Genomic DNA, 18,520 nt, shown 5'->3' on the forward strand with positions numbered 1-18,520 from the left:
ACGGAGACGAGGTCGCCTGGTGGGAGCGACGGGCGATCGATCCCCTCGCTACATCGCGGACGCTCTGGGTTTCGACCCAGCGTTTCGGATGAGGTTCCGGATCCGCATGAGAACTTAGAAGCTGCTGGCCTTGAGTTCATCGACGAGAGGCGGTGGAAGGTCTCGTGCGCGATTGCGGCGAAGATTTTTGGGAAAAATCGACCGCGGCGGAGCACATCGAATGCTCAACAGGCCGCACGGAGCTTGCAAGCCATGCGCGATACAATCATGATATTCGCAATGATCGCCTCCCTGATTGCCACGTGGCACGTGGCGCACTGGGTCATGCGTTTGATCGTGACAGAATATGGGATACTCGGTGGCCTCGTCGCCTGCGGCGTTATCTACGTCACGAGCCTGATTATGGACCATTACGGTCTATGAGCGGCGCGCGCATTTTAGAATCTACGATTCTCGTTTTGCGCAAGCCTGGTTTTGTTAGGGCAAGCCACCAATTTGTCGCGCACCTGTTGCAGCACTGCTTACCAAGATCACGATGCAAATTCTCTATCTCAAGCCCGCCAAGCTGGAGCGGTATGAGCAACGCTTGCTCCCAACCGATAGTCGCTTCACTCGATCTCCAGGATCAGTTTGCGCGATTGTCGCATCAGCTCGCCAAGCTGCCGACGTTGGGCAATGGCTTCGCGGGCATAGAGCCCATGCTTCCGTGCATTCTTGTTGCCGCGCGGAGCCCCAGATCCTGCCGCCCCGCCATGCATACGGCAGCGCTTTTTTCCCTGAACGGCGGGCGAACGGCAGGGCTTGCTTGAGCGGGTCTTGGCGCCGCAGCGCTGGCTGGCAAGCATCGGACCAGTATTGCGTGCATGATCGCGCGTCATTTCTTGTTCGCGTCTCGCGGGGCTGCAACCGGAACCGCCTCCTTGCTTTCAATGATCCGCATCGGAAGTGTGTCGTCGTGGGCAATGGCCAACGGTTGCGGAGGAACTTGATTTGGCGCGGCATCTTTTTGGCCCTGTGTAACGTTGCCAACGATAGCCTGCCCGCCCTCGCTGACATTTACCTGCTGTACCGTGACCGTCTGTTCGCCTCCCATCCGGTACCGCTTTAGTGCCTCCATCTGGCTAGAAAAAGTTCGCGCAAGCTTATTGAAGGTTCGCTCCGCGCTATCCCGATGCTGGAGACTTTCGGCCTCGGCTAGGTCGCATGCGGACCTCATTGTTGCTGAGTGAACAGCCGCCATTTGCGCCGCCAACATCGCCTCCAGCTGATCTTGAGGTTTGATTCCCTTGATGACCGCGAGCACGAAATTGAGCTTCTGCTCGTTTGGTTCCCCGCCGTCTGCCGTTGCGAGTTGAGCTACCAAGCCTGTAAAGAAAGCCGAATCCGTTGTCCCAAGCGCCTGCATGATGAGCGCTGGGCCCGCCAAGTCATCAATGTGTTCGGTCGTGAAGCTCATGCCACTTTCAGATTTTAAGATCTTCATGCGCGGCATGCTGGCGCGTTCGGCGCAAACCTTTTCAATGGCATCAACTTCCTGCGGCGTCCGCTCCCGCGCCGGTTTCGCTTTCGCCACCACCTTTGATTTTCGTGAAGTCATCGATTCGCCCTCGCTTTTTTGGCCAACCTACCAAGCCAACCAGAATCACTTTTGGCTAGTCCCAAATTGGTTCCTCTAGGTTCCTTTTAGGTTCCTTTGGGCTGATACTTTGCATGGGGTTGTTTTTCAAAAATTTTTGAACCCACCCCACGGCAAGCAGAGGAACGCGGAATTTACAAAACGAACCCAATGCCGATTCCAATGAGGTACTCCCTCTCCGAAACGATGGCGCCGCGATTAACCCGCAGCGCCGTTTTTCATTTACCGGGATGTAAAAGTCTTCCCGGTAAGGGCGCGCGCAGTTAAGGTTTTTGGTTAGGCTGTTTTTGCATCAAGTGCGGGACAGACCTTTGCGCAGAAGCAGTTATTTCTCCCATACGCCGGCATGCAGCGCCGCTGCCTCGTTCTCCAGCATCGGTCCTGCGACTTCGGTGGCTCGCTGACCGCTTTTGAAAACTTCGCGGCAGGGCAGATCGAGTGTCGGGTTCTCCGGATGATTGCCGGTAAGCGCGCGCAGGCGATGTTCGCTCATCCAAGCCACTGCGTCGGCTCAGCCCGGCGTGATGGGCTTCCGGCTCGGTCACGCCACGATGGAAAGCGGGGACGTCGCCGAACTTCCTTTCACCGATGCCGTCGATAGTTCTGATCGCGTCGTGTGGATCGAGCCAGTGGTGAAATCAATCGCAAAGGTCACCGAAGACGAATGTGCAGCCGTGCTAGCCATCCGCAAGCCTGGAGAATTCCTTGACCACCCGCTCGTAGACCGGGCGCTTGAACGGAACGATCAGCTCAGGGAGATTCTTCATCGGCTCCCAGCGCCAGCTGACGAATTCCGCCCTGTGGCCGCCACCGCCGGGGCTTGCGACATTGATCTCGCTGTCCTTGCCCGTGAAACGGACCGCGTACCATTTCTGGCGCTGGCCGCGGTAGCGGCCTTTCCAGGTCCGGCCGGCGACGGTGCGCGGAATATCGTAGATCAGCCAGTCCGCGACCTCACCGAGCTTCTCGACGGAACGGACGCTGGTTTCCTCATAGAGTTCGCGCTTGGCGGCTTGCCAGGTATTTTCGCCGGGGTCGACTCCGCCCTGCGGCATCTGCCAGACGTGGGATTCGTCGACATGCTCGACACCACCGGCGCGGCGTCCGATAAAGACCAGCCCTGCTGTATTGATCAGCATCACTCCGACGCATGTCCGATAGGGCAAATCCTCGTAACGCGCCATTCCCTCAACGCCTCTTGGGTACCCGCACCGTTTGGCAAATCTTCAGCTTGATTTTGATTTCAGCATCGCGGTTGTCAATGGCACAAGCATAACGCCGCGATTCTCGAGCGACCTGGTCCAGGCGCTTATCCGTTCGATCGAGATCGGCAAGGCCGAGGCGACACCGATCGCGACGCCTCGCTCCTTGGCGATCCCCTCCAGCTTCGCCAAGGCGCGGTCGATTTCCGCGGCCGTCGGCACCGCATCGACGGAGACGTCGGCCTTGGCAAAGGGCACCGTCTGGGCGATCGCCAGCGAAGGCGCGACACTTCGCGGCACGGTTCCATCGTCGAAATAGCCAAGCCCGCGTTTGGCGGCCTCCCGGACCACTGGCTGCATCACGGCATCGCTGGCGACAAAGCGCGCACCCATGAAGTTGGCAATGCCGGCGTAACCCTGGAATCGGCTGAGGTGCCAGTGCAGGCGGTCGATATTCTGTTCCGGCGCGAGCGTCGTCAGAAGCGTCTGCGGCCCGGGATCGTTGTCGGGATAATCATAAGGCTCCATCGGAATCTGCAGTAGAAGCTCGTGGCGCTGCGCGCGTGCCCGCTCGGCAAGCCTGGTCGGGTCCGATCCATAGGGCGTGAATGCCAGTGTTATCGCGCCCGGCAGCTTCATGATGGCGTCCGCGGTTTTGGCGGCGCCGACGCCGAGACCTCCGACGACAATCGCAACCACTGGCATTTTCGCGGCTTTAGCGCGGTCGGCGTCCGCAGCGTAGACGTTGAAGGGCTTCAGCCCTTCCGACGCCATCGGGATCATGCCGTAGCGTGATCTCTCGAGCAGGCGCTGATCGATGCCCGCCATCACGGCGGGACGGACGTCGGCTGGGTTCTTGTCCGGCGTCTCGCCGGCGATCGGCAGGTCGTGGCGAGCGCCGCTGGAGCCATCAATGATGGTGATGGTCCGCTGCTCGGATGGCGCGGCCTGCTTGTGGGGCGGGACCACCTCGGTGCTGTGCACCGAAGCCATCGCCGGTGTTTCGACCGGCTTCTCGGCCGCTCTCTCCTCGCCCGGCTGAGGCGGCCGGATGGCGATCCGCGCCATGGGTTCGCCGCCGAGCGGATTGTCGTTGAAGAGGGCAAAGCCGGCGAAGGCCACCAGAAACAGACCGAGCAGTACGGCAAGCGCCTGCATTCCACTGAACGGCAGCCGCAACCGGCGCGCGCGGCGCACGGTATGCTGTCCGAGCGGAGCGCTCAGATCATCGGCCGTCTCTGCCATTGAACTCCCCCGAATCAGCCCGAAGATACCACGGCAAGACAAGGCCGCGGCAGATGCGGTGTTTTGGAGGCCGTCAGAAAGGTTCTCCCCACAAGCGCTCTCGGCGGCCTAATTCGCCTGCGCCGAGCGGCCAGATTATGCGCTTTCTTGATGTCTGGCGGCCTGCTCGTTACGGCTCGGCCAAGCAAAAGGGGCGGCCCTTGGGCCGCCCCTTTTCAGGAAAAAAGCCTGCAAGCGAGTCAATTGGCTTCCTTGTTGGAAGGCTTGTCGATCGCAGCCTTGTCGGTGGTGCCGGCGGCGCTGGCGTTCACCTTGACGCCGTGAAGCAGATCGGCCGCCATCTTGAGCGCCTTGTCGTCCTTGGTGTCCGGCGGCACGTAGGACTGCGAGCCGGTCTTCTCGTCGCCATCATTCTTCAGATGGCCGCGCAGGGACGCTTCACCCTTGGTGTCGGTTCGCGATTTCAGCTCCTCGGGCACGTCCTGCAACACCTCGATGTCCGGCACGATGCCCTTGGCCTGGATGGAGCGGCCCGACGGCGTGTAGTAGCGCGCGGTGGTCAGCCGCAGCGCGCCGTTGCCGGCACCGAGCGGTATGATGGTCTGGACCGATCCCTTGCCGAAGGAGCGGGTGCCGACAAGCGTGGCCCGCTTGTGATCCTGCAGCGCGCCGGCAACGATTTCGGAAGCCGATGCCGAGCCGCCGTTGATGAGAACGATCACCTGCTTGCCCTTGGTCAGATCGCCGGGATGAGCCGAGCGACGCTGCGTTTCCTCGGCGTTACGTCCACGCGTCGAGACGATTTCGCCGCGCTCAAGGAAAGCATCAGACACCGTCACAGCTTCTTCCAGGAGCCCGCCCGGATTGTTGCGCAGGTCGATGATGTAGCCTTTCAGCTTGTCGCCGATCTGGTTGTTCAGGTTGTTGATCTCCCGCTTGAGGCCTTCGGTGGTCTGCTCGTTGAAAGTGGTGATACGGATATAACCGATATCATCGCCCTCCGTGCGCGCGCGCACGGAGCGGACGCGGATGTTGTCGCGGACCAGCGTGACGTCGAGCGGATTGTCGAGCCCCTTGCGGATGATCTTCAGCCGAATCTTGGTGTTGACCGGACCGCGCATTTTTTCAACGGCCTGGTTGAGGGTGAGGCCCAGCACCGCCTCGTCGTCCAGCGTCGTGATGATGTCGTTGGCCATGATGCCGGCCTTGGAGGCCGGCGTGTCGTCGATCGGCGACACCACCTTGATCAGGCCGTCTTCCATGGTGACTTCGATGCCGAGGCCGCCGAACTCGCCGCGGGTCTGCACTTGCATGTCGCGGAAGCTCTTGGCGTCCATATAGCTTGAATGCGGATCGAGGCCGCTCAGCATTCCGCTGATGGCGGATTCGACCAGCTTGCTGTCGTCGGGCTTCTCGACATAGTCGCTCCGGACCCGCTCGAACACGTCGCCAAACAGATTGAGCTGGCGATAGGTGTCCGACGTGGAGGCCCGCGCACTCGATCCCATCAGCACCGAGCGCGGCTGGGTCACGAAGAGCGTCAACGCTGCGCCGGTAGCGGCGCTGAGGAGAATTAAGGAAGTCTTGCGCATCATCCGCGAACCTTTTCGCCTTCTTTTGCGGCCCACCATGGGCCTGGATCAATGGGAGTGCCGTCCTTACGGAACTCGATATAGAGCACGGGCTGGCTCGCGTTGGTCGCGAGTATCGATGCGACCTGGGATGTCGTCCCCATGGTCGCGACCGGCTCCCCCGTAAGTACAAACTGTCCGATGTTAACCGAAATGCGCTCCATTCCGGCGATCAACACATGATACCCGCCCCCGGCATTGAGGATCAAGAGTTGTCCGTAGCTTCGGAATGGACCAACGTAAACAACCCAGCCGTCACACGGGGTTGTGACCTGGGCTGCCGCCCTGGTTGCCAAAGAAATGCCCTTTTCTACGCCGCCTACGCCGTCGGAACTGCCAAATTCCCGGATTTTGACGCCGTTAACCGGCAAAGCGAGTAATCCCCTGGCGGAAGCAAATGCAATCGCCGGACTTTTCCGCCCCGGGTCCTTCAACCCGCCGAGGTTGGGTTTGCCGTCGGTGGTAGCGGGCGCCCCCTGCAGGGTCGCCGCCGCGGCCGCTTTCGCCGCGCTCTTCAGATCCTGCTCCATTTTGCCGATCAGGCTCTGAAGGGTGTCGACCTGCCGGGCAAGCGTGACCGCCCGCGCCCCTTCCGCCTCGATGTCCTTTTCGATCGCGCCCTGCTGGCGTTGACGCTCGTCCACGAGCGCGGCGAGGCGCGTCTGATCTACCTTCAATTTGTCGCGGTCGAGTGCAAGGCGATCGCGCTCCGAGCCAATGTTCTTGCGCAGCGTGATCAACTCGGTGAGATCGTCGGCGAGTTTCTCGGCGCGGCTGCGCAACTCCGGCACGACCGAACCGAGAAGAATGGCGGTCCGAAGCGATTGCAGTGCGTCTTCCGGTCGTACCAGCAAGGCAGGAGGTGTTCGCCGCCCGGCGCGCTGCAACGCGGCCAGCACCTCAACCACTTCGGCGCGGCGCGAATCCAGCGAGCCCCTGATCTGCTGCTCGCGCGAATCGAGTGGACGAAGCCGCGCCTCGGCGTCTGCAATCCTTGTTTCGATATTGCGAACCTGGGCGGCGATGTCGATCAGTTGCGCATTGAGCTTGGTGCGATCCTGTCCGATGACCGTGACTTCGGCCCTGAGCCTCTGCTGCAATTCGACGGCGCTCTTTTGCTGGGCGCGCGCAGCTTCCAGTTCCTGCTCCCGCTGCTTGATCGCATCGCCGGAGGGGGCCGTCGCCTGCGGCGTTGCTTCTGCGACCTGCGCGGCGGTGGGCAAACTCATCGCCGCGACGCCGGCCGACACCAAGGCGATCGAAAGTGGAAGGCGCAGAGAGCCGAAAGCGCCGCCGCGGACGGTGTCATGGTACGAAGGCAGGTTCCGCGCTGGCTGCATCAAGTCCAATCGCATTTCCGTTGCGCGCGTCAGGCGCGGTGATAGGGGTGACCTGCGAGGATGGTCGCGGCGCGGTAAACCTGTTCGAGCAGCATGACACGTACCATCTGGTGCGGCCAGGTCGCGGAACCAAACGCCATCCGCAACCTAGCCATGCGCCGCAATTCGGGCGAAAGTCCGTCCGCCCCACCGATTATGAAAATTGTGTCGGCGACCTGATCATCTCGCCAACGGGCGAGATGCCGGGCAAAACCCTGGCTATCGATGCTGTCGCCACGCTCGTCGAGTGCGACGAGGATGGATTTCGGCGGGGTCGCGGCCGAGATCGCGGCCGCCTCCTCCGCGATCCGGGTCTCGGTATCACGGGCCCGGCTTTCCGGAATTTCATGGATTTCAAGTCCGCGAAATCCGAGCTTGCGGCCGATGTCGTCGAATCGTTCGCGGTAACGTTCGGCCAATTCGCGCTCCGGCCCCTGCTTCAGCCGTCCGACCGCGATCACGACGAGGCGCATGGGAATATCTTCCGGCCCAAACGAGCTCGGCCTTGCGCCGAGGATTAAGTTCCGCTTTGCCCGAGATACGGCTTGAGATCAATCGATTGCGCGCAACCTACCGCACAAGCGAAGCCGCCCATGCGTCGCACTGCCCATGCGCTCGGCCGTAGAAGAGCCGGCCGGTTAGATCGTCTTCGCCGCAGCGGGGCCTTGAGTCCACAATCTCTCGAGATTGTAGAATTCGCGAACCTCGGGTCTGAAGATGTGCACGATCACGTCGCCGGAATCGATCAGCACCCAATCGCAGTTGGGCAAGCCCTCGATATGGAGGCTTTTGACTCCGGTCTCCTTGAGGCCTTTGGCCACATTTTCCGCAATCGCACCGACGTGCCGGTTTACCCGGCCGGAGGTGACGATCATGTAATCGGAAAATGAGGATTTGCCGCGAAGGTCGATGGTGATCGTTTCTTCCGCCTTCATGTCGTCCAGGCGGGAGAGGATCATATTCAGGGTCTTGTCGGCGTCAGGTTGCGCCTTCAAGGCCGCAGCTTGGGTCGATGTTTTACGCGTCTTGGGTAAAACAGACTTGGACAATACAGATGTGGCCAGGGACCATTCCTTTCGCTGTATCGCGGCCGCCGAATCCTTTGGCGACCGCGCCTGATACTATGCATGTGGGGTTAACGGTTTCAATATTCCAGAGCCCCGTTTTCGAAGTTTGCTCCCGACTGCCGCACCCCCGATGCGAACTTCCGAAAGCCGGGGGCGCCGGTAATCTGATGTTTTTCCGGCCGTGCTCTTGATTTGAAGCACATCGTTTCCGTTCGCGATGATCGCAAGGCATCGCAAAATCGCGGCGCGGCGAATGTCGCTCATCTCACCTCGTTCTCCAGCTGCCGTCGAGATTGCGCAAGCCCGTCGACGACAGGCTCAACTTCAGGCCGGTCAGAAAGACCCAGGCCGGCGCGCGGTGGCCGGCCAGCAGGCCGGCCTGGTTCTCCGGCAGACGGTAGCGAGCGAGGGCCTGAGAAGCGGGCGAAGCCAGAGCGCGAAAGCTTTGCGGCGGACGATCGATCACAGCGATGGGCACCTCGGAGGCGATCCGCCGCCAGTCCTGCCAGCGGTGAAATTGCGCGAGATTGTCCGCGCCCATGATCCAGACAAAACGGAGGCCTGTCGCACGGCGACGCAGATATCTTACGGTGTCGACAGTGTATCGCGTTCCGATGACGGATTCGAGACAGCAGACATCGATGCGCGGATCGCGCGCCAGGCGCTGCGCGGCTTCGGCACGTTCGGCGATGTCGTGCAGCGTGCTTCCGTCCTTGAGCGGATTTCCGGGCGTCACCAGCCACCACACCCGGTCCAGCTTCAATCGCTTGATCGCGAACAGGCTGATCGCCCGATGCGCGAGGTGCGGCGGATTGAACGAACCTCCGAGCAGGCCGACGCGCATGCCGTTGCAATAAGGCGGAATGGCGCGATCGACAGATGGCGAAGCCAAGTAAGCTTTGTTCAACGGCGCCACCGCATGCGCGATATTCATTTCTGACACGTTTTCTTCATGCCAACCGGTTCCCGCCCGTAGATCGTCACGGACGGGTCTGCCCGGTGCCGTGAACACGGTATTTGAAGCTGGTCAGTTGCTCGGCGCCTACCGGGCCGCGCGCATGGAATTTGCCGGTAGCGATGCCGATCTCGGCGCCAAAGCCGAACTCGCCGCCGTCGGCAAACTGTGTCGAGGCGTTGTGCAGAACGATCGCCGAGTCGACCTCGGTGAGAAACTTGCGTGCGGCCGATTCGTCATCCGTCACGATCGCATCGGTGTGGTGCGAACCGTGGTTATGGATATGCGCAATCGCCTCCTCGACCCCGTCAACGAGTCTCGCCGCGATGATCGCGTCCTCATATTCGGTGTCCCAGTCCTCGTCGGCCGCGGGTTTCACCCTTGCGTCGGTTCGTTGCACGGCCTGATCGCCGCGTACCTCGCAGCCTGCGTCGATCAGCATCTCGACCAGGGCCTTGAGTGTCGACGGCGCGCCGTTGCGATCGACCAGCAAGGTCTCGGCTGCGCCGCAGACGCCGGGACGGCGCATCTTGGCGTTGAGTACGATCGATTTCGCCATCTCCAGATCGGCGGCGTGATCGACGTAGACGTGATTGACGCCTTCAAGATGCGCGAACACCGGCACGCGCGCTTCAGCCTCGACGCGCGCCACGAGGCTCTTTCCCCCGCGAGGCACGATGAGGTCGATGGCGCCATTCAGTCCGGTCAGCAACAGCCCGACGGCGGCACGATCGCGGGTCGGCACCAGCGTGATCGAGGCTTCGGGAAGGCCCGCTTCGCGCAATCCCCGCACCAGGCAATCGTGGATCGCGCGGCAGGAGCGGAAACTGTCCGAACCGCCGCGCAGGATGACGGCGTTTCCGGATTTCAGGCACAATACGCCGGCGTCGGCTGCGACATTGGGACGGCTTTCGAAGATCACCGCTACGACGCCAAGCGGTACGCGAACCCGTTCGATTGTCATGCCGTTCGGACGCTTCCAGCTCTCGGTCACGACTCCGACCGGGTCCTTGATCGCGCGCACGGTCGCGACCCCGTCGGCCATCGCGTCGATGCGGCTCTGCGTGAGCGTCAGCCGATCGATGAAGGCGGAGGTGGCGCCGCCGGCGCGAACCTCGGCAACGTCCTCGGCGTTTGCCGCGAGAATGGCGGCGGCGTTGGCCCGGATGGCGCGATCGATTGCCTCCAGCGCGCGGTTCTTCTGCTCGGGCGAGGCCAGCGCCAGCACCCGCGCGGCTTTGCGGGCGCGCTCGGCAAGATCGGTCATCAGTTCAGGCAAATCGGCGTTGCCGTCGAACGCCTTCAAGGGCGCGCTCATGTTAGTTCCAGCATTGAATTAAGGCCATGTATTAGCATGGAAAATGATTGTCTGGCGAGGTAGGCGCCGGCATGGCTGAGCGGCGACAGGTCGGCCATTGGCCTAGCCCAGTCCCGCTCACCGAGCGGGCATGGCCTTCCTGTCCAGATCCCTGCCAGCGAAGAAGGACGTGGATGCCCGGCTCAAGCCCGGGCATGACAGCTTGCGGGCCATCGTCATGTCGGGTCCGAGTGCCGTGGACCACCCACCACCAGGTCGTCGCGGTGGATCATTTCGGCGCGGCCGCTGACGCCCAAAATCACCATCACATCCGGTGAGGAGCGGCCCTTGATCTTCTCGGCGTCCTCGGCGTCGTAGGCAACAAGTCCTCGGCCGATCTCGTCGGTATCGGGGCCGCGCACCACGACGGCATCACCACGCGCGAACTGCCCGTCCACCCGGATCACGCCGGCCGGCAACAGGCTCTTGCCCGCGCGCAGCGCGCTCACCGCGCCGGCATCGATGGTCAAGGTGCCCTTTGGCTCGAGCGACCCCGCAATCCAACGCTTGCGTGCAGTGACCGGGTTGGCCGGCGTCAGGAACCAGGTGCAGCGTTCGCCGTCGGCGATCGCTCGCAACGGATGCTCGATCTTGCCCGACGCGATCAGCATGTGGGTGCCGGCGGTGGTTGCGATCCTTGCCGCCTCGATCTTGGTGCGCATGCCGCCGCGCGACAGTTCGGATCCAGCCGCTCCCGCCATCGCCTCGATTTCCGACGTCACGGATTCCACGATTGGAATGAGCTTTGCGGTTGGATTGTCGGTGGGCGGCGCATCGTAAAGGCCATCGATATCCGAGAGCAGGATCAGAAGGTCGGCGCTCGCCATGGTGGCGACCCGGGCGGCAAGGCGATCGTTGTCGCCATAGCGGATTTCATTGGTGGCAACCGTGTCGTTCTCGTTGATGACGGGTACCGCGCGCCATTCCAGCAGTTTTGCGATGGTCGAGCGCGCGTTGAGATAGCGGCGGCGCTCCTCCGTATCCTGCAGTGTCACCAGGATCTGTCCCGTGCCGATGCCGTGCGTCCCGAGCATCTCCGACCAGATTCGCGCCAGCGCGATCTGTCCCACTGCTGCCGCGGCCTGGCTCTCTTCGAGCTTCAAGGGACCGCGCGGCAGTTTCAGCCGGCTGCGGCCAAGCGCAATCGAGCCCGATGAGACGACCAGGAGCTCGCGCCCGCCCTCGTGCAGCTTCGCGATATCGGCCGCCAACGCCGAAAGCCAGCGGGTGCGGACTTCGCCGGCAGTGGAGTCGACCAGCAGCGACGAGCCGACCTTGACGACGATACGGCGGAAATTTTTCAAGCTCGGGCGGGCCATGGACGGGACTTTGCTGCGGAGTTTCGCGGGGTGCGGAGCTGTCATACTAGCGCATGATCCGGAAAAGTGTGCAGCGGTTTTCCGAAAAGATCATGCGCAAGCAAAAAAACAAAGCGCGATGGCGGTTCGACCTAAGTCATCGCGCTTTGGCAATTCGCGGCAGCTGGAATAACCGACGTTCGTAAAAGTGCGTGCGGCAAAGTCATACAAACGCCGAAACCGCTAGACTACGTCGCCCTCACCCACGGCGCGGCCTTGGCGGCTTCCTTGGCCTTGCCCGAGACCGGGGACTCGCCGATCACCTCGGCCAGCGATCGCAACGCCTCCTTCACGCCTTCGCCGGTCACCCCCGAGATCAGGAGCGGTGTCCTCCTGGCGGCGCGTTTGAGCCGATCCTTCTGTTTCTTCAAGTCGCCAGGTGTGACCGCGTCGGTCTTGTTCAGCGCGACGATCTCGATCTTGTCGGCGAGATGCCCCTCATAGGCCCCGAGCTCCCCGCGCACCGTCTTGTAGGCCTTGCCCGCGTGCTCGCATGTGGCGTCCACCAGATGCAACAGCACGCGGCAGCGCTCGACATGGCCGAGAAAGCGATCGCCGAGGCCCGCGCCCTCATGGGCGCCCTCGATCAGGCCGGGAATATCGGCGAGCACGAATTCGCGCCCCTGCGCATTCACCACCCCGAGTTGCGGATGCAGCGTGGTGAAGGGATAGTCGGCGATCTTCGGCTTGGCAGCGCTGACCTTGGACAGGAATGTCGACTTGCCGGCGTTGGGAAGACCGACGAGCCCGGCGTCCGCAATCAGTTTCAGCCGCAGCCAGATCCAGCGTTCCTCGCCGCTCTCGCCAGGATTGGCATTGCGGGGTGCGCGATTGGTGGAGGTTTTGAAGTGCGCGTTGCCGAAGCCGCCATTGCCGCCCTCGGCAAGCACGAATTTTTCGCCGAGCCTGGTGAAGTCGTGGATCAGCGTCGTCTTGTCCTCGTCGAAGATTTGCGTGCCGACCGGCACCTTGAGCACGATCGGCTTGCCGTTGGCGCCATGGCGATCCTTGCCCATGCCGTTGGTGCCCTTCTCGGCCTTGAAATGCTGCTGATAGCGATAGTCGATCAGCGTGTTCAGCCCGTCCACGGCTTCGACGACGACATCGCCGCCGCGTCCGCCATTGCCGCCGCTCGGCCCGCCGAACTCGACATACTTCTCGCGGCGGAACGCCACGCAGCCATTGCCGCCGTCGCCGGAGCGAATATAGACTTTTGCCTCGTCGAGGAATTTCATGATGCATAGGTAGGGCAGGCTGTACGAGGCGGCAACCTCAAAGCTTGGTAAATGTCGGCAAAGTCCGTATTTTCCGGCTTTCTTTTTTGATCCGCGATATTCCCTTCGATCGTGTGATCGAATCGGGCCTCTGAGCCTAGACTGGTCGCCTGCGAATGAGAAATTTCTGCAATCCCTCCAGCACCAGCTCGCGACGCTGATTGAACACCGTGCTGCGCAAGCCGATCACGCCGGTGGTACGTCCAGCCGTCAGCTCCGTCACTTCGAGCGCGGGATAGATCGTGTCCTCCGCAAACACCGGCTTCAGGAATCGGCACGATTGTTCGAGAAAGCCGATCAGCGATTCCTCCACCATGAAGGGAAACGTCCCTGCGCCAGGCGCCGTGTGAATCAAGGTCAAAAAACCGTGGGCGAGCAGGTTCGGCATTCCGCGCGCGCGGCAATATTCGATGTCGTAGTGAATGGGATGGGTGTCGCCGCATGCGGTCTGAAAGGCCGCGAAGATGGCCGGCGTCAAGGTGCGGCTGGGAATTACAAATCGCTCGCCGAGCGTGAAATCCTCGAACCAGCGCTGCTGCGGCACCATGCGATGTGTGGCGGGATCGAAATCTGCCATGCTCATTTTCCTGCGAGATTGGCTGGTGATCTACCGGTACCGCAGAGGTGGTCTGGCGGCAATCAGGCTTGTCCGGCGCGACAACCTCTTTAAAAACACTCTCGCGATGACCCTGCTTGAGAAAATCTCGACCCGCAACGACGAACGCTCCGCACGCCTTGCCGGCATCGGATTGATGCTCACGGGCGTAATTTTCTTCTCGCTCGGCGATGCGCTCGGCAAATTCATGGTCAAGACTTATTCGGTGGGGGAGCTATTGCTGCTGCGCGCGGTGGTATCGTTGATTCTGGTTGTCCCGCTGATCTGGCGCAGCCGCGGCGCTTTTTTTCAGATGTCCCGACCCGCAATGCAGCTGCTGCGCGTCGCGCTCTCGATACTGGAGATAGCCGCATTCTTTGCGGCCTCGGTCTACCTGCCGCTTGCCGATATCATTACATTTTATCTGGCGGCGCCGATCTTCGTCACGGCGTTATCGTCGATTCTGCTCGGCGAACATGTCGATGTCAGGCGTTGGGCTGCTGTCGGCATCGGGTTCTGCGGGATCCTGATCGCGCTGCGACCATCGGCCGGGGTATTTGACTGGCCGGCCGCCATCGCCCTTGGCGGCAGTATCGGGTTCGCGTTGCTGATGGTGGTTACGCGCTCGTTGCGCGGCACGCCTGATATCGTGCTGGCGTCAATGCAGTTCCTGGGCACGATCGCGTTCGGGGCCATAGCGGCGCCGGTCGGATGGCTGACACCGAGCGCGCGCGATTTCGGCTTGTTCCTGCTGGCCGGCGGCCTCGCCGTTCTTGCATCGCTCTGCGTCAACCGCTCGTTGAAACTCGCGCCGGCGAGTGTGGTCGTGCCCTATCAGTATTCCATGATCATCTGGGCGGCGATGTTCGGCTACCTCGTGTTCGGCGATGTCCCGCCGGCGACCACCGCGTTCGGCGCTGCCATTATCATCGGCGCCGGACTTTACATCTTCCTGCGCGAGCGAAATCTTGGCCACGATGAAACCGCTGTCAATCCGCCGGCCTAGGGTGACGGCAACAAACACGACCGTCGCCCCGGCCAAGCGTGAGCGCGAGCCGGGGCCCATAACCTTCGCGGAGACGACCACCTGTTGTTACCGCTCTCGCCTGGTCGAATTGCCCCAGCTCCTGATCGACGTCCAGACGCCGCGCGTCAGGCGGAAGCAATCAACCGGAGTTGACGAGCCCAACGCCTCGAAGCGATGCAGCTCCACGCCGCTCCACTGGAAGCCGCATTTCTCCAGCACGTTGCGCGAGGCCGGGTTGGCAACACGCGCGCCCGATTTCATCACTTCGATGTCGAATTCCTCGAAGGTGAAATCGATCACGGCCCGCGCGGCCTCGGTGGCAAAGCCTTGCCCCCAATGTTCCACGCCGAGCCAGTAGCCGAGCTCCGGTCGCTCCGGTTGATGCCGGTCGATGCCGGCCATTCCGATCGGCGTGTAATCACTTTCGATCAAAAATGCGGTTTCGCGATGCTGATTTGCGATACCGCGCACGAAATCGACGGCGTGGTCCTGCAGATAGGGATGCGGCAGGCGCCTGGTATTTTCCGCAATACGACGATCATTGGCGAGATGCGTGATTGCTTTTACGTCCGCGAGCGTCGGCCTGCGCAACCGCAGCCGTTCGGTCTCGAGGACGCAGCGACTCGCCTCGTGCAATATGGGAGTTGGAATATCCTGCAGCATGTCGGGCTCCTTAAGCGGTAACTCTCGGATCATGGCGCGTGACAAAGTGGAGACACGCGCAACGAAAAAGGGAGGCCGGTTTCCCGCCTCCCTTTGGAGCCTTTGAGAGCCCCGCCGGTTCAACAGGATCCGGCGGACTCAACAATATTTGTCCACCGTCTACTCGGCCGCAGCTACCGTCACCGGAATCACCGATACGAAGGTGCGGCCCTTGGCTTTCGCACGAAACTCGACATGGCCTTCTACCTTGGCAAACAAAGTATGGTCCGTGCCCATGCCGACATTAAGGCCGGGATGCCAGGTGGTGCCGCGTTGACGCGCAATGATGTTGCCGGGAATCACATGCTCGCCGCCATACACCTTGATGCCAAGGCGCTTGCCCGCTGAATCACGGCCGTTACGCGATGAACCGCCTGCCTTTTTGTGAGCCATAGCCCGTCTCCAACCTCTATCTAATATCTAGCCCGATTCCTTGACGAAATCATTTCACTTTATGTCAAGCGTCGATCGGCAGTTTCACTTTTTATCACTTTTGCCCTTCGCGGCGGCCTTTTTGGCCGGGGCTTTCTTCGTTTCGCTCCTGGCCTCTTTCTTGGCGCGCGGTTTTGCCGCGGCCTTTTTGGCCGCCGTCTTCCTGGGGGCGGCCTTCTTCTTTGCCGCCTTCGGCGCCGCGTCGGCGTCGTCGGCCGGTGCTGCGGCAATCGGTTTCTCGCGCTTCGGGCGCGGTCCGATCGTCGGCTTGTTATCATTGGTCAAGATCTCGGTGATGCGGAGCACCGTGATCTCGTCGCGATAACCGCGCTTGCGGCGCGAATTCTTGCGGCGACGCTTCTTGAAAGCGATGACTTTCGGGCCGCGCTTGTGCTGCAGCACTTCGGCCGCAACGGATGCACCGGGAACGGTGGGTGCGCCAAGCACCGGCGAGTCGCCGCCTACCAGTAAAACTTCGCCAAGTTGCACGATCGTTCCGACATCGCCGGCGATCTTGCCTATCTCGAGCACATCATCCGGAACGACGCGGTATTGCCGGCCGCCGGTCTTGATGACTGCGAACATCGTTTTATTCCTTCGTGTTCGATTCCGGCCTCGGAAGGCTCCGGGCCGGCTTTTTCTACAGTCTTTATGGGTTCGATTTCCGCGCGATCAGGCGAGAGCCTCTAGAGAGTCGCGCAAAAACAAACAGCGCGAGAAAGCTCCCGCGCCGGGTGCGGGACTTATAGCCGCCGGTAGTCCAGAGTCAAGGCAAACTGAGCCGAAATCGGCCAAAAATGACGGGTTTGGGGCCAAATGAGCGCCAGGAGCGGCGGATTCGGGGGGCGGGCGGCTGTCTTCGGCCAGCGCGCAATTTTGCCGTCGGCCAGCGTGAAACCAACGGGTTCCCCGTTTGTTGTTCCACCGATCATGACTTTGGCAGGGGAAAAATGGCCGAGGACACCCTGAATACGGCCGGCCTCGGCCGGCACGGCGCGACCCGTCTGCCTTCGGTTGACGTTGAAAGTTTCAATGTCGAATTGAAGGACGACGAAGGCTTTCTCGGCGACCGTGCCAGCAAGGGGACGTTTCGCAAGATCCTGGACGATTTGCGCAAGCCGCTGAGGAAGAACGGCGAGGATCCGCTGGGCGATAAATCCGCCGAGCAAATCAGCAAGAGCGCGCTCGATGAGGCGTTGGTTGGCGATGACATACACGCTGCCGCACTCGTCCATGGTGCCATCGAGGAATTCGCCAACGAATTGGCCCATGTTACCTCGCGCTTCCTGAAGACAAAGTCGTGGGCGGACACAGAACGCATTGTGGTCGGCGGCGGATTTCGGCAGAGCCGGGTGGGGGAGCTGGCGATTGCGCGCACGGATGTTCTGCTCAAGGCCGATGGATTTCAGGTCGATTTGGTGCCGATCCGCTTTGATCCAGACGATGCCGGATTGATCGGCTGCCTGCATCTGGCCCCGTCGTGGATCTTCGAGGGCTATGACAGCATCCTCGCGGTCGACATCGGCGGTACCAATATCCGCTGCGGCGTGGTCGAAACCCGCTGGAAGAAGGCGCCGGACCTGTCGAAGGCATCGGTGTGGCGCTCGGAACTGTGGCGCCATGCCGACGACGAGCCGACGCGGGAAGGCGCGGTCAAGCGCCTGGTCAAGATGCTGAAAGGGTTGATCTCGGAGGCCGATGCGGAGGGACTGAAGCTTGCGCCGTTCATCGGGATTGCTTGTCCCGGAGTGATCAATGCCGATGGTTCGATCGCCAAGGGCGCGCAGAACCTTCCCGGCAATTGGGAGAGCAGCAAGTTCAATCTTCCGGCCAGTCTGGTGGAGGCGATCCCGGAGATCGGCGGTCACGACACGGCGGTGGTGATGCATAATGACGGCGTGGCGCAGGGACTTTCGGAAGCTCCGTTCATGCAGGACATCGACCACTGGGGCGTCCTTACGATCGGCACCGGTCTCGGCAATGCGCGCTTTTCCAATCGCAGGAAGGAAAGCGACGAGAAGAAAGACAAGGACGAAAAGGAGAAGAAGGACAAGGAGAGGAAAAAGGATTGAAGCCTCGAGCGCGACGACAGGTGTTCGGCTTTTCCACCTCGGCCTCCGGTAACCTTGACCGGTTACGTTAAAAGCGGGATCGCGTTGCCGCCTTCGAGCGGATAGCTAGCGTCGGAACGTCGCTCAGATTGGGCCAGCGAAGCCGCACTTCCGGCCCAGAATTCATGAGATGACACGGGACCGCCGGTTTGTTCCGCGTCTGGCGGTCCCACCCCGTTCTCGACCTGGCGATGCGTCCTCACGCGATGGGATATGCGGGAATTTCGCGCAACTAGAGCCATTTCGGTTCTGATTGAATCAGAACCGAGGCTCTAATCTTTTGTTTTGACGCGTTTTCTTTACGCGAACCGCTACACGCTTCGCTTGAAAACGCTATAACGCCTTGTCTGACCAGCCGTCCTCGCCTAGAACTCGCCCCGACCTCGGAGCACCGAAAAGCTGTGGCTCCGTCCTGGCGCCTGGAGAGGTGGCAGAGTGGTTGAATGCACCGCACTCGAAATGCGGCATAGGTGCAAGCCTATCGGGGGTTCGAATCCCTCCCTCTCCGCCATTCTTTGCATACAAGTAGTTGATACAATTGACGTTTTT

19 protein-coding genes, 1 tRNA gene and 1 pseudogene are annotated in these 18,520 nt (G+C 61.4%); 4 read left to right on the forward strand and 17 right to left on the reverse strand.

Annotated features, from left to right (window positions below):
* Positions 1–252 precede the first annotated feature (252 nt).
* Entirely contained in the window at positions 253–423 is a 171-nt protein-coding gene (locus tag VNX23_RS20015) for a hypothetical protein (protein WP_325632812.1), read from the forward strand.
* 185 nt (positions 424–608) lie between these two features.
* On the opposite strand, the gene VNX23_RS20020 is transcribed toward VNX23_RS20015, so the two are convergent.
* The 14 genes and pseudogenes from VNX23_RS20020 to VNX23_RS20085 all read right to left on the reverse strand — a co-directional run bounded on the left by VNX23_RS20020 (position 609) and on the right by VNX23_RS20085 (position 13,681).
* The gene (locus VNX23_RS20020) at positions 609–845 is read right to left on the reverse strand and encodes an HGGxSTG domain-containing protein (protein WP_325632814.1); all 237 of its coding nucleotides are present in this window, start codon (positions 843–845) and stop codon (positions 609–611) included.
* A gap of 29 nt (positions 846–874) precedes the next feature.
* A complete protein-coding gene (locus tag VNX23_RS20025) occupies positions 875–1,597 on the reverse strand; it encodes a hypothetical protein (protein WP_325632816.1) in 723 nt (240 codons plus the stop codon).
* A gap of 364 nt (positions 1,598–1,961) precedes the next feature.
* Positions 1,962–2,129, reverse strand: a pseudogene (locus VNX23_RS20030) (nucleoside deaminase); the annotation flags it as partial.
* A 184-nt stretch (positions 2,130–2,313) separates the two neighbouring features.
* Positions 2,314–2,820, reverse strand: a complete 507-nt coding sequence (locus VNX23_RS20035) for an RNA pyrophosphohydrolase (protein WP_325632818.1) — start codon at positions 2,818–2,820, stop codon at positions 2,314–2,316.
* Positions 2,821–2,862: 42 nt separating this feature from the next.
* Positions 2,863–4,083 (reverse strand): divergent polysaccharide deacetylase family protein, encoded by a 1,221-nt coding sequence (locus tag VNX23_RS20040; protein ID WP_325632820.1) that lies wholly within the window; start codon positions 4,081–4,083, stop codon positions 2,863–2,865.
* Between the two features lie 239 nt (positions 4,084–4,322).
* Positions 4,323–5,678 (reverse strand): S41 family peptidase, encoded by a 1,356-nt coding sequence (locus VNX23_RS20045; RefSeq protein ID WP_325632821.1) that lies wholly within the window; start codon positions 5,676–5,678, stop codon positions 4,323–4,325.
* Positions 5,675–6,943 (reverse strand): murein hydrolase activator EnvC family protein, encoded by a 1,269-nt coding sequence (locus VNX23_RS20050; RefSeq protein ID WP_325632840.1) that lies wholly within the window; start codon positions 6,941–6,943, stop codon positions 5,675–5,677. The genes VNX23_RS20045 and VNX23_RS20050 overlap by 4 nt, the downstream gene beginning before the upstream one ends.
* Positions 6,944–7,083: 140 nt before the next feature.
* Positions 7,084–7,566, reverse strand: coding sequence for a 23S rRNA (pseudouridine(1915)-N(3))-methyltransferase RlmH (gene rlmH / locus VNX23_RS20055; protein WP_325632822.1), 483 nt, complete (start codon positions 7,564–7,566; stop codon positions 7,084–7,086).
* A 165-nt stretch (positions 7,567–7,731) separates the two neighbouring features.
* Positions 7,732–8,088: a ribosome silencing factor gene (gene rsfS, locus VNX23_RS20060; protein WP_325632823.1), complete on the reverse strand. Its 357-nt coding sequence runs from the start codon at positions 8,086–8,088 to the stop codon at positions 7,732–7,734.
* A gap of 337 nt (positions 8,089–8,425) precedes the next feature.
* The gene (locus tag VNX23_RS20065) at positions 8,426–9,067 is read right to left on the reverse strand and encodes a nicotinate-nucleotide adenylyltransferase (protein WP_414643036.1); all 642 of its coding nucleotides are present in this window, start codon (positions 9,065–9,067) and stop codon (positions 8,426–8,428) included.
* A gap of 73 nt (positions 9,068–9,140) precedes the next feature.
* Positions 9,141–10,433: a glutamate-5-semialdehyde dehydrogenase gene (locus VNX23_RS20070; RefSeq protein WP_325632825.1), complete on the reverse strand. Its 1,293-nt coding sequence runs from the start codon at positions 10,431–10,433 to the stop codon at positions 9,141–9,143.
* Between the two features lie 215 nt (positions 10,434–10,648).
* Positions 10,649–11,791 (reverse strand): glutamate 5-kinase, encoded by a 1,143-nt coding sequence (gene proB, locus VNX23_RS20075; RefSeq protein ID WP_325632827.1) that lies wholly within the window; start codon positions 11,789–11,791, stop codon positions 10,649–10,651.
* Between the two features lie 227 nt (positions 11,792–12,018).
* Positions 12,019–13,065 (reverse strand): GTPase ObgE, encoded by a 1,047-nt coding sequence (obgE, locus tag VNX23_RS20080; RefSeq protein WP_325632829.1) that lies wholly within the window; start codon positions 13,063–13,065, stop codon positions 12,019–12,021.
* A 136-nt stretch (positions 13,066–13,201) separates the two neighbouring features.
* Positions 13,202–13,681: a MaoC family dehydratase gene (locus VNX23_RS20085; protein ID WP_325632831.1), complete on the reverse strand. Its 480-nt coding sequence runs from the start codon at positions 13,679–13,681 to the stop codon at positions 13,202–13,204.
* Between the two features lie 106 nt (positions 13,682–13,787).
* Between VNX23_RS20085 and VNX23_RS20090 the strand changes: the two genes are divergently transcribed.
* Positions 13,788–14,705, forward strand: coding sequence for a DMT family transporter (locus tag VNX23_RS20090; RefSeq protein WP_325632843.1), 918 nt, complete (start codon positions 13,788–13,790; stop codon positions 14,703–14,705).
* Positions 14,706–14,792: 87 nt separating this feature from the next.
* Here the strand turns inward: VNX23_RS20090 and VNX23_RS20095 are convergent, their stop codons facing one another.
* From VNX23_RS20095 to rplU, 3 genes are all read right to left on the reverse strand, one after another.
* Positions 14,793–15,389: a GNAT family N-acetyltransferase gene (locus VNX23_RS20095; RefSeq protein ID WP_325632833.1), complete on the reverse strand. Its 597-nt coding sequence runs from the start codon at positions 15,387–15,389 to the stop codon at positions 14,793–14,795.
* A gap of 159 nt (positions 15,390–15,548) precedes the next feature.
* Positions 15,549–15,821, reverse strand: coding sequence for a 50S ribosomal protein L27 (gene rpmA / locus VNX23_RS20100; protein ID WP_325632835.1), 273 nt, complete (start codon positions 15,819–15,821; stop codon positions 15,549–15,551).
* Positions 15,822–15,905: 84 nt separating this feature from the next.
* Entirely contained in the window at positions 15,906–16,445 is a 540-nt protein-coding gene (gene rplU, locus VNX23_RS20105) for a 50S ribosomal protein L21 (protein WP_325632837.1), read from the reverse strand.
* A 365-nt stretch (positions 16,446–16,810) separates the two neighbouring features.
* Between rplU and VNX23_RS20110 the strand changes: the two genes are divergently transcribed.
* Entirely contained in the window at positions 16,811–17,932 is a 1,122-nt protein-coding gene (locus VNX23_RS20110) for an ROK family protein (protein ID WP_325632839.1), read from the forward strand.
* A 460-nt stretch (positions 17,933–18,392) separates the two neighbouring features.
* Positions 18,393–18,482 (forward strand) — tRNA-Ser (locus tag VNX23_RS20115).
* Positions 18,483–18,520: the final 38 nt, after the last annotated feature.

Source organism: Bradyrhizobium sp. (assembly GCF_035570375.1).
Lineage (GTDB): Bacteria > Pseudomonadota > Alphaproteobacteria > Rhizobiales > Xanthobacteraceae > Bradyrhizobium.

Coding starts and splice junctions, on each gene's coding strand:
- VNX23_RS20015 (WP_325632812.1), top strand. CDS start 253: ATGCGCGATACAATCATGATATTCGCAATGATCGCCTCCCTGATTGCC.
- VNX23_RS20020 (WP_325632814.1), bottom strand. CDS start 845: ATGCTTGCCAGCCAGCGCTGCGGCGCCAAGACCCGCTCAAGCAAGCCC.
- VNX23_RS20025 (WP_325632816.1), bottom strand. CDS start 1,597: ATGACTTCACGAAAATCAAAGGTGGTGGCGAAAGCGAAACCGGCGCGG.
- VNX23_RS20035 (WP_325632818.1), bottom strand. CDS start 2,820: ATGGCGCGTTACGAGGATTTGCCCTATCGGACATGCGTCGGAGTGATG.
- VNX23_RS20040 (WP_325632820.1), bottom strand. CDS start 4,083: ATGGCAGAGACGGCCGATGATCTGAGCGCTCCGCTCGGACAGCATACC.
- VNX23_RS20045 (WP_325632821.1), bottom strand. CDS start 5,678: ATGATGCGCAAGACTTCCTTAATTCTCCTCAGCGCCGCTACCGGCGCA.
- VNX23_RS20050 (WP_325632840.1), bottom strand. CDS start 6,943: ATGAGTTTGCCCACCGCCGCGCAGGTCGCAGAAGCAACGCCGCAGGCG.
- rlmH (WP_325632822.1), bottom strand. CDS start 7,566: ATGCGCCTCGTCGTGATCGCGGTCGGACGGCTGAAGCAGGGGCCGGAG.
- VNX23_RS20070 (WP_325632825.1), bottom strand. CDS start 10,433: ATGAGCGCGCCCTTGAAGGCGTTCGACGGCAACGCCGATTTGCCTGAA.
- proB (WP_325632827.1), bottom strand. CDS start 11,791: ATGGCCCGCCCGAGCTTGAAAAATTTCCGCCGTATCGTCGTCAAGGTC.
- obgE (WP_325632829.1), bottom strand. CDS start 13,065: ATGAAATTCCTCGACGAGGCAAAAGTCTATATTCGCTCCGGCGACGGC.
- VNX23_RS20085 (WP_325632831.1), bottom strand. CDS start 13,681: ATGGCAGATTTCGATCCCGCCACACATCGCATGGTGCCGCAGCAGCGC.
- VNX23_RS20090 (WP_325632843.1), top strand. CDS start 13,788: ATGACCCTGCTTGAGAAAATCTCGACCCGCAACGACGAACGCTCCGCA.
- VNX23_RS20095 (WP_325632833.1), bottom strand. CDS start 15,389: ATGCTGCAGGATATTCCAACTCCCATATTGCACGAGGCGAGTCGCTGC.
- rpmA (WP_325632835.1), bottom strand. CDS start 15,821: ATGGCTCACAAAAAGGCAGGCGGTTCATCGCGTAACGGCCGTGATTCA.
- rplU (WP_325632837.1), bottom strand. CDS start 16,445: ATGTTCGCAGTCATCAAGACCGGCGGCCGGCAATACCGCGTCGTTCCG.
- VNX23_RS20110 (WP_325632839.1), top strand. CDS start 16,811: ATGGCCGAGGACACCCTGAATACGGCCGGCCTCGGCCGGCACGGCGCG.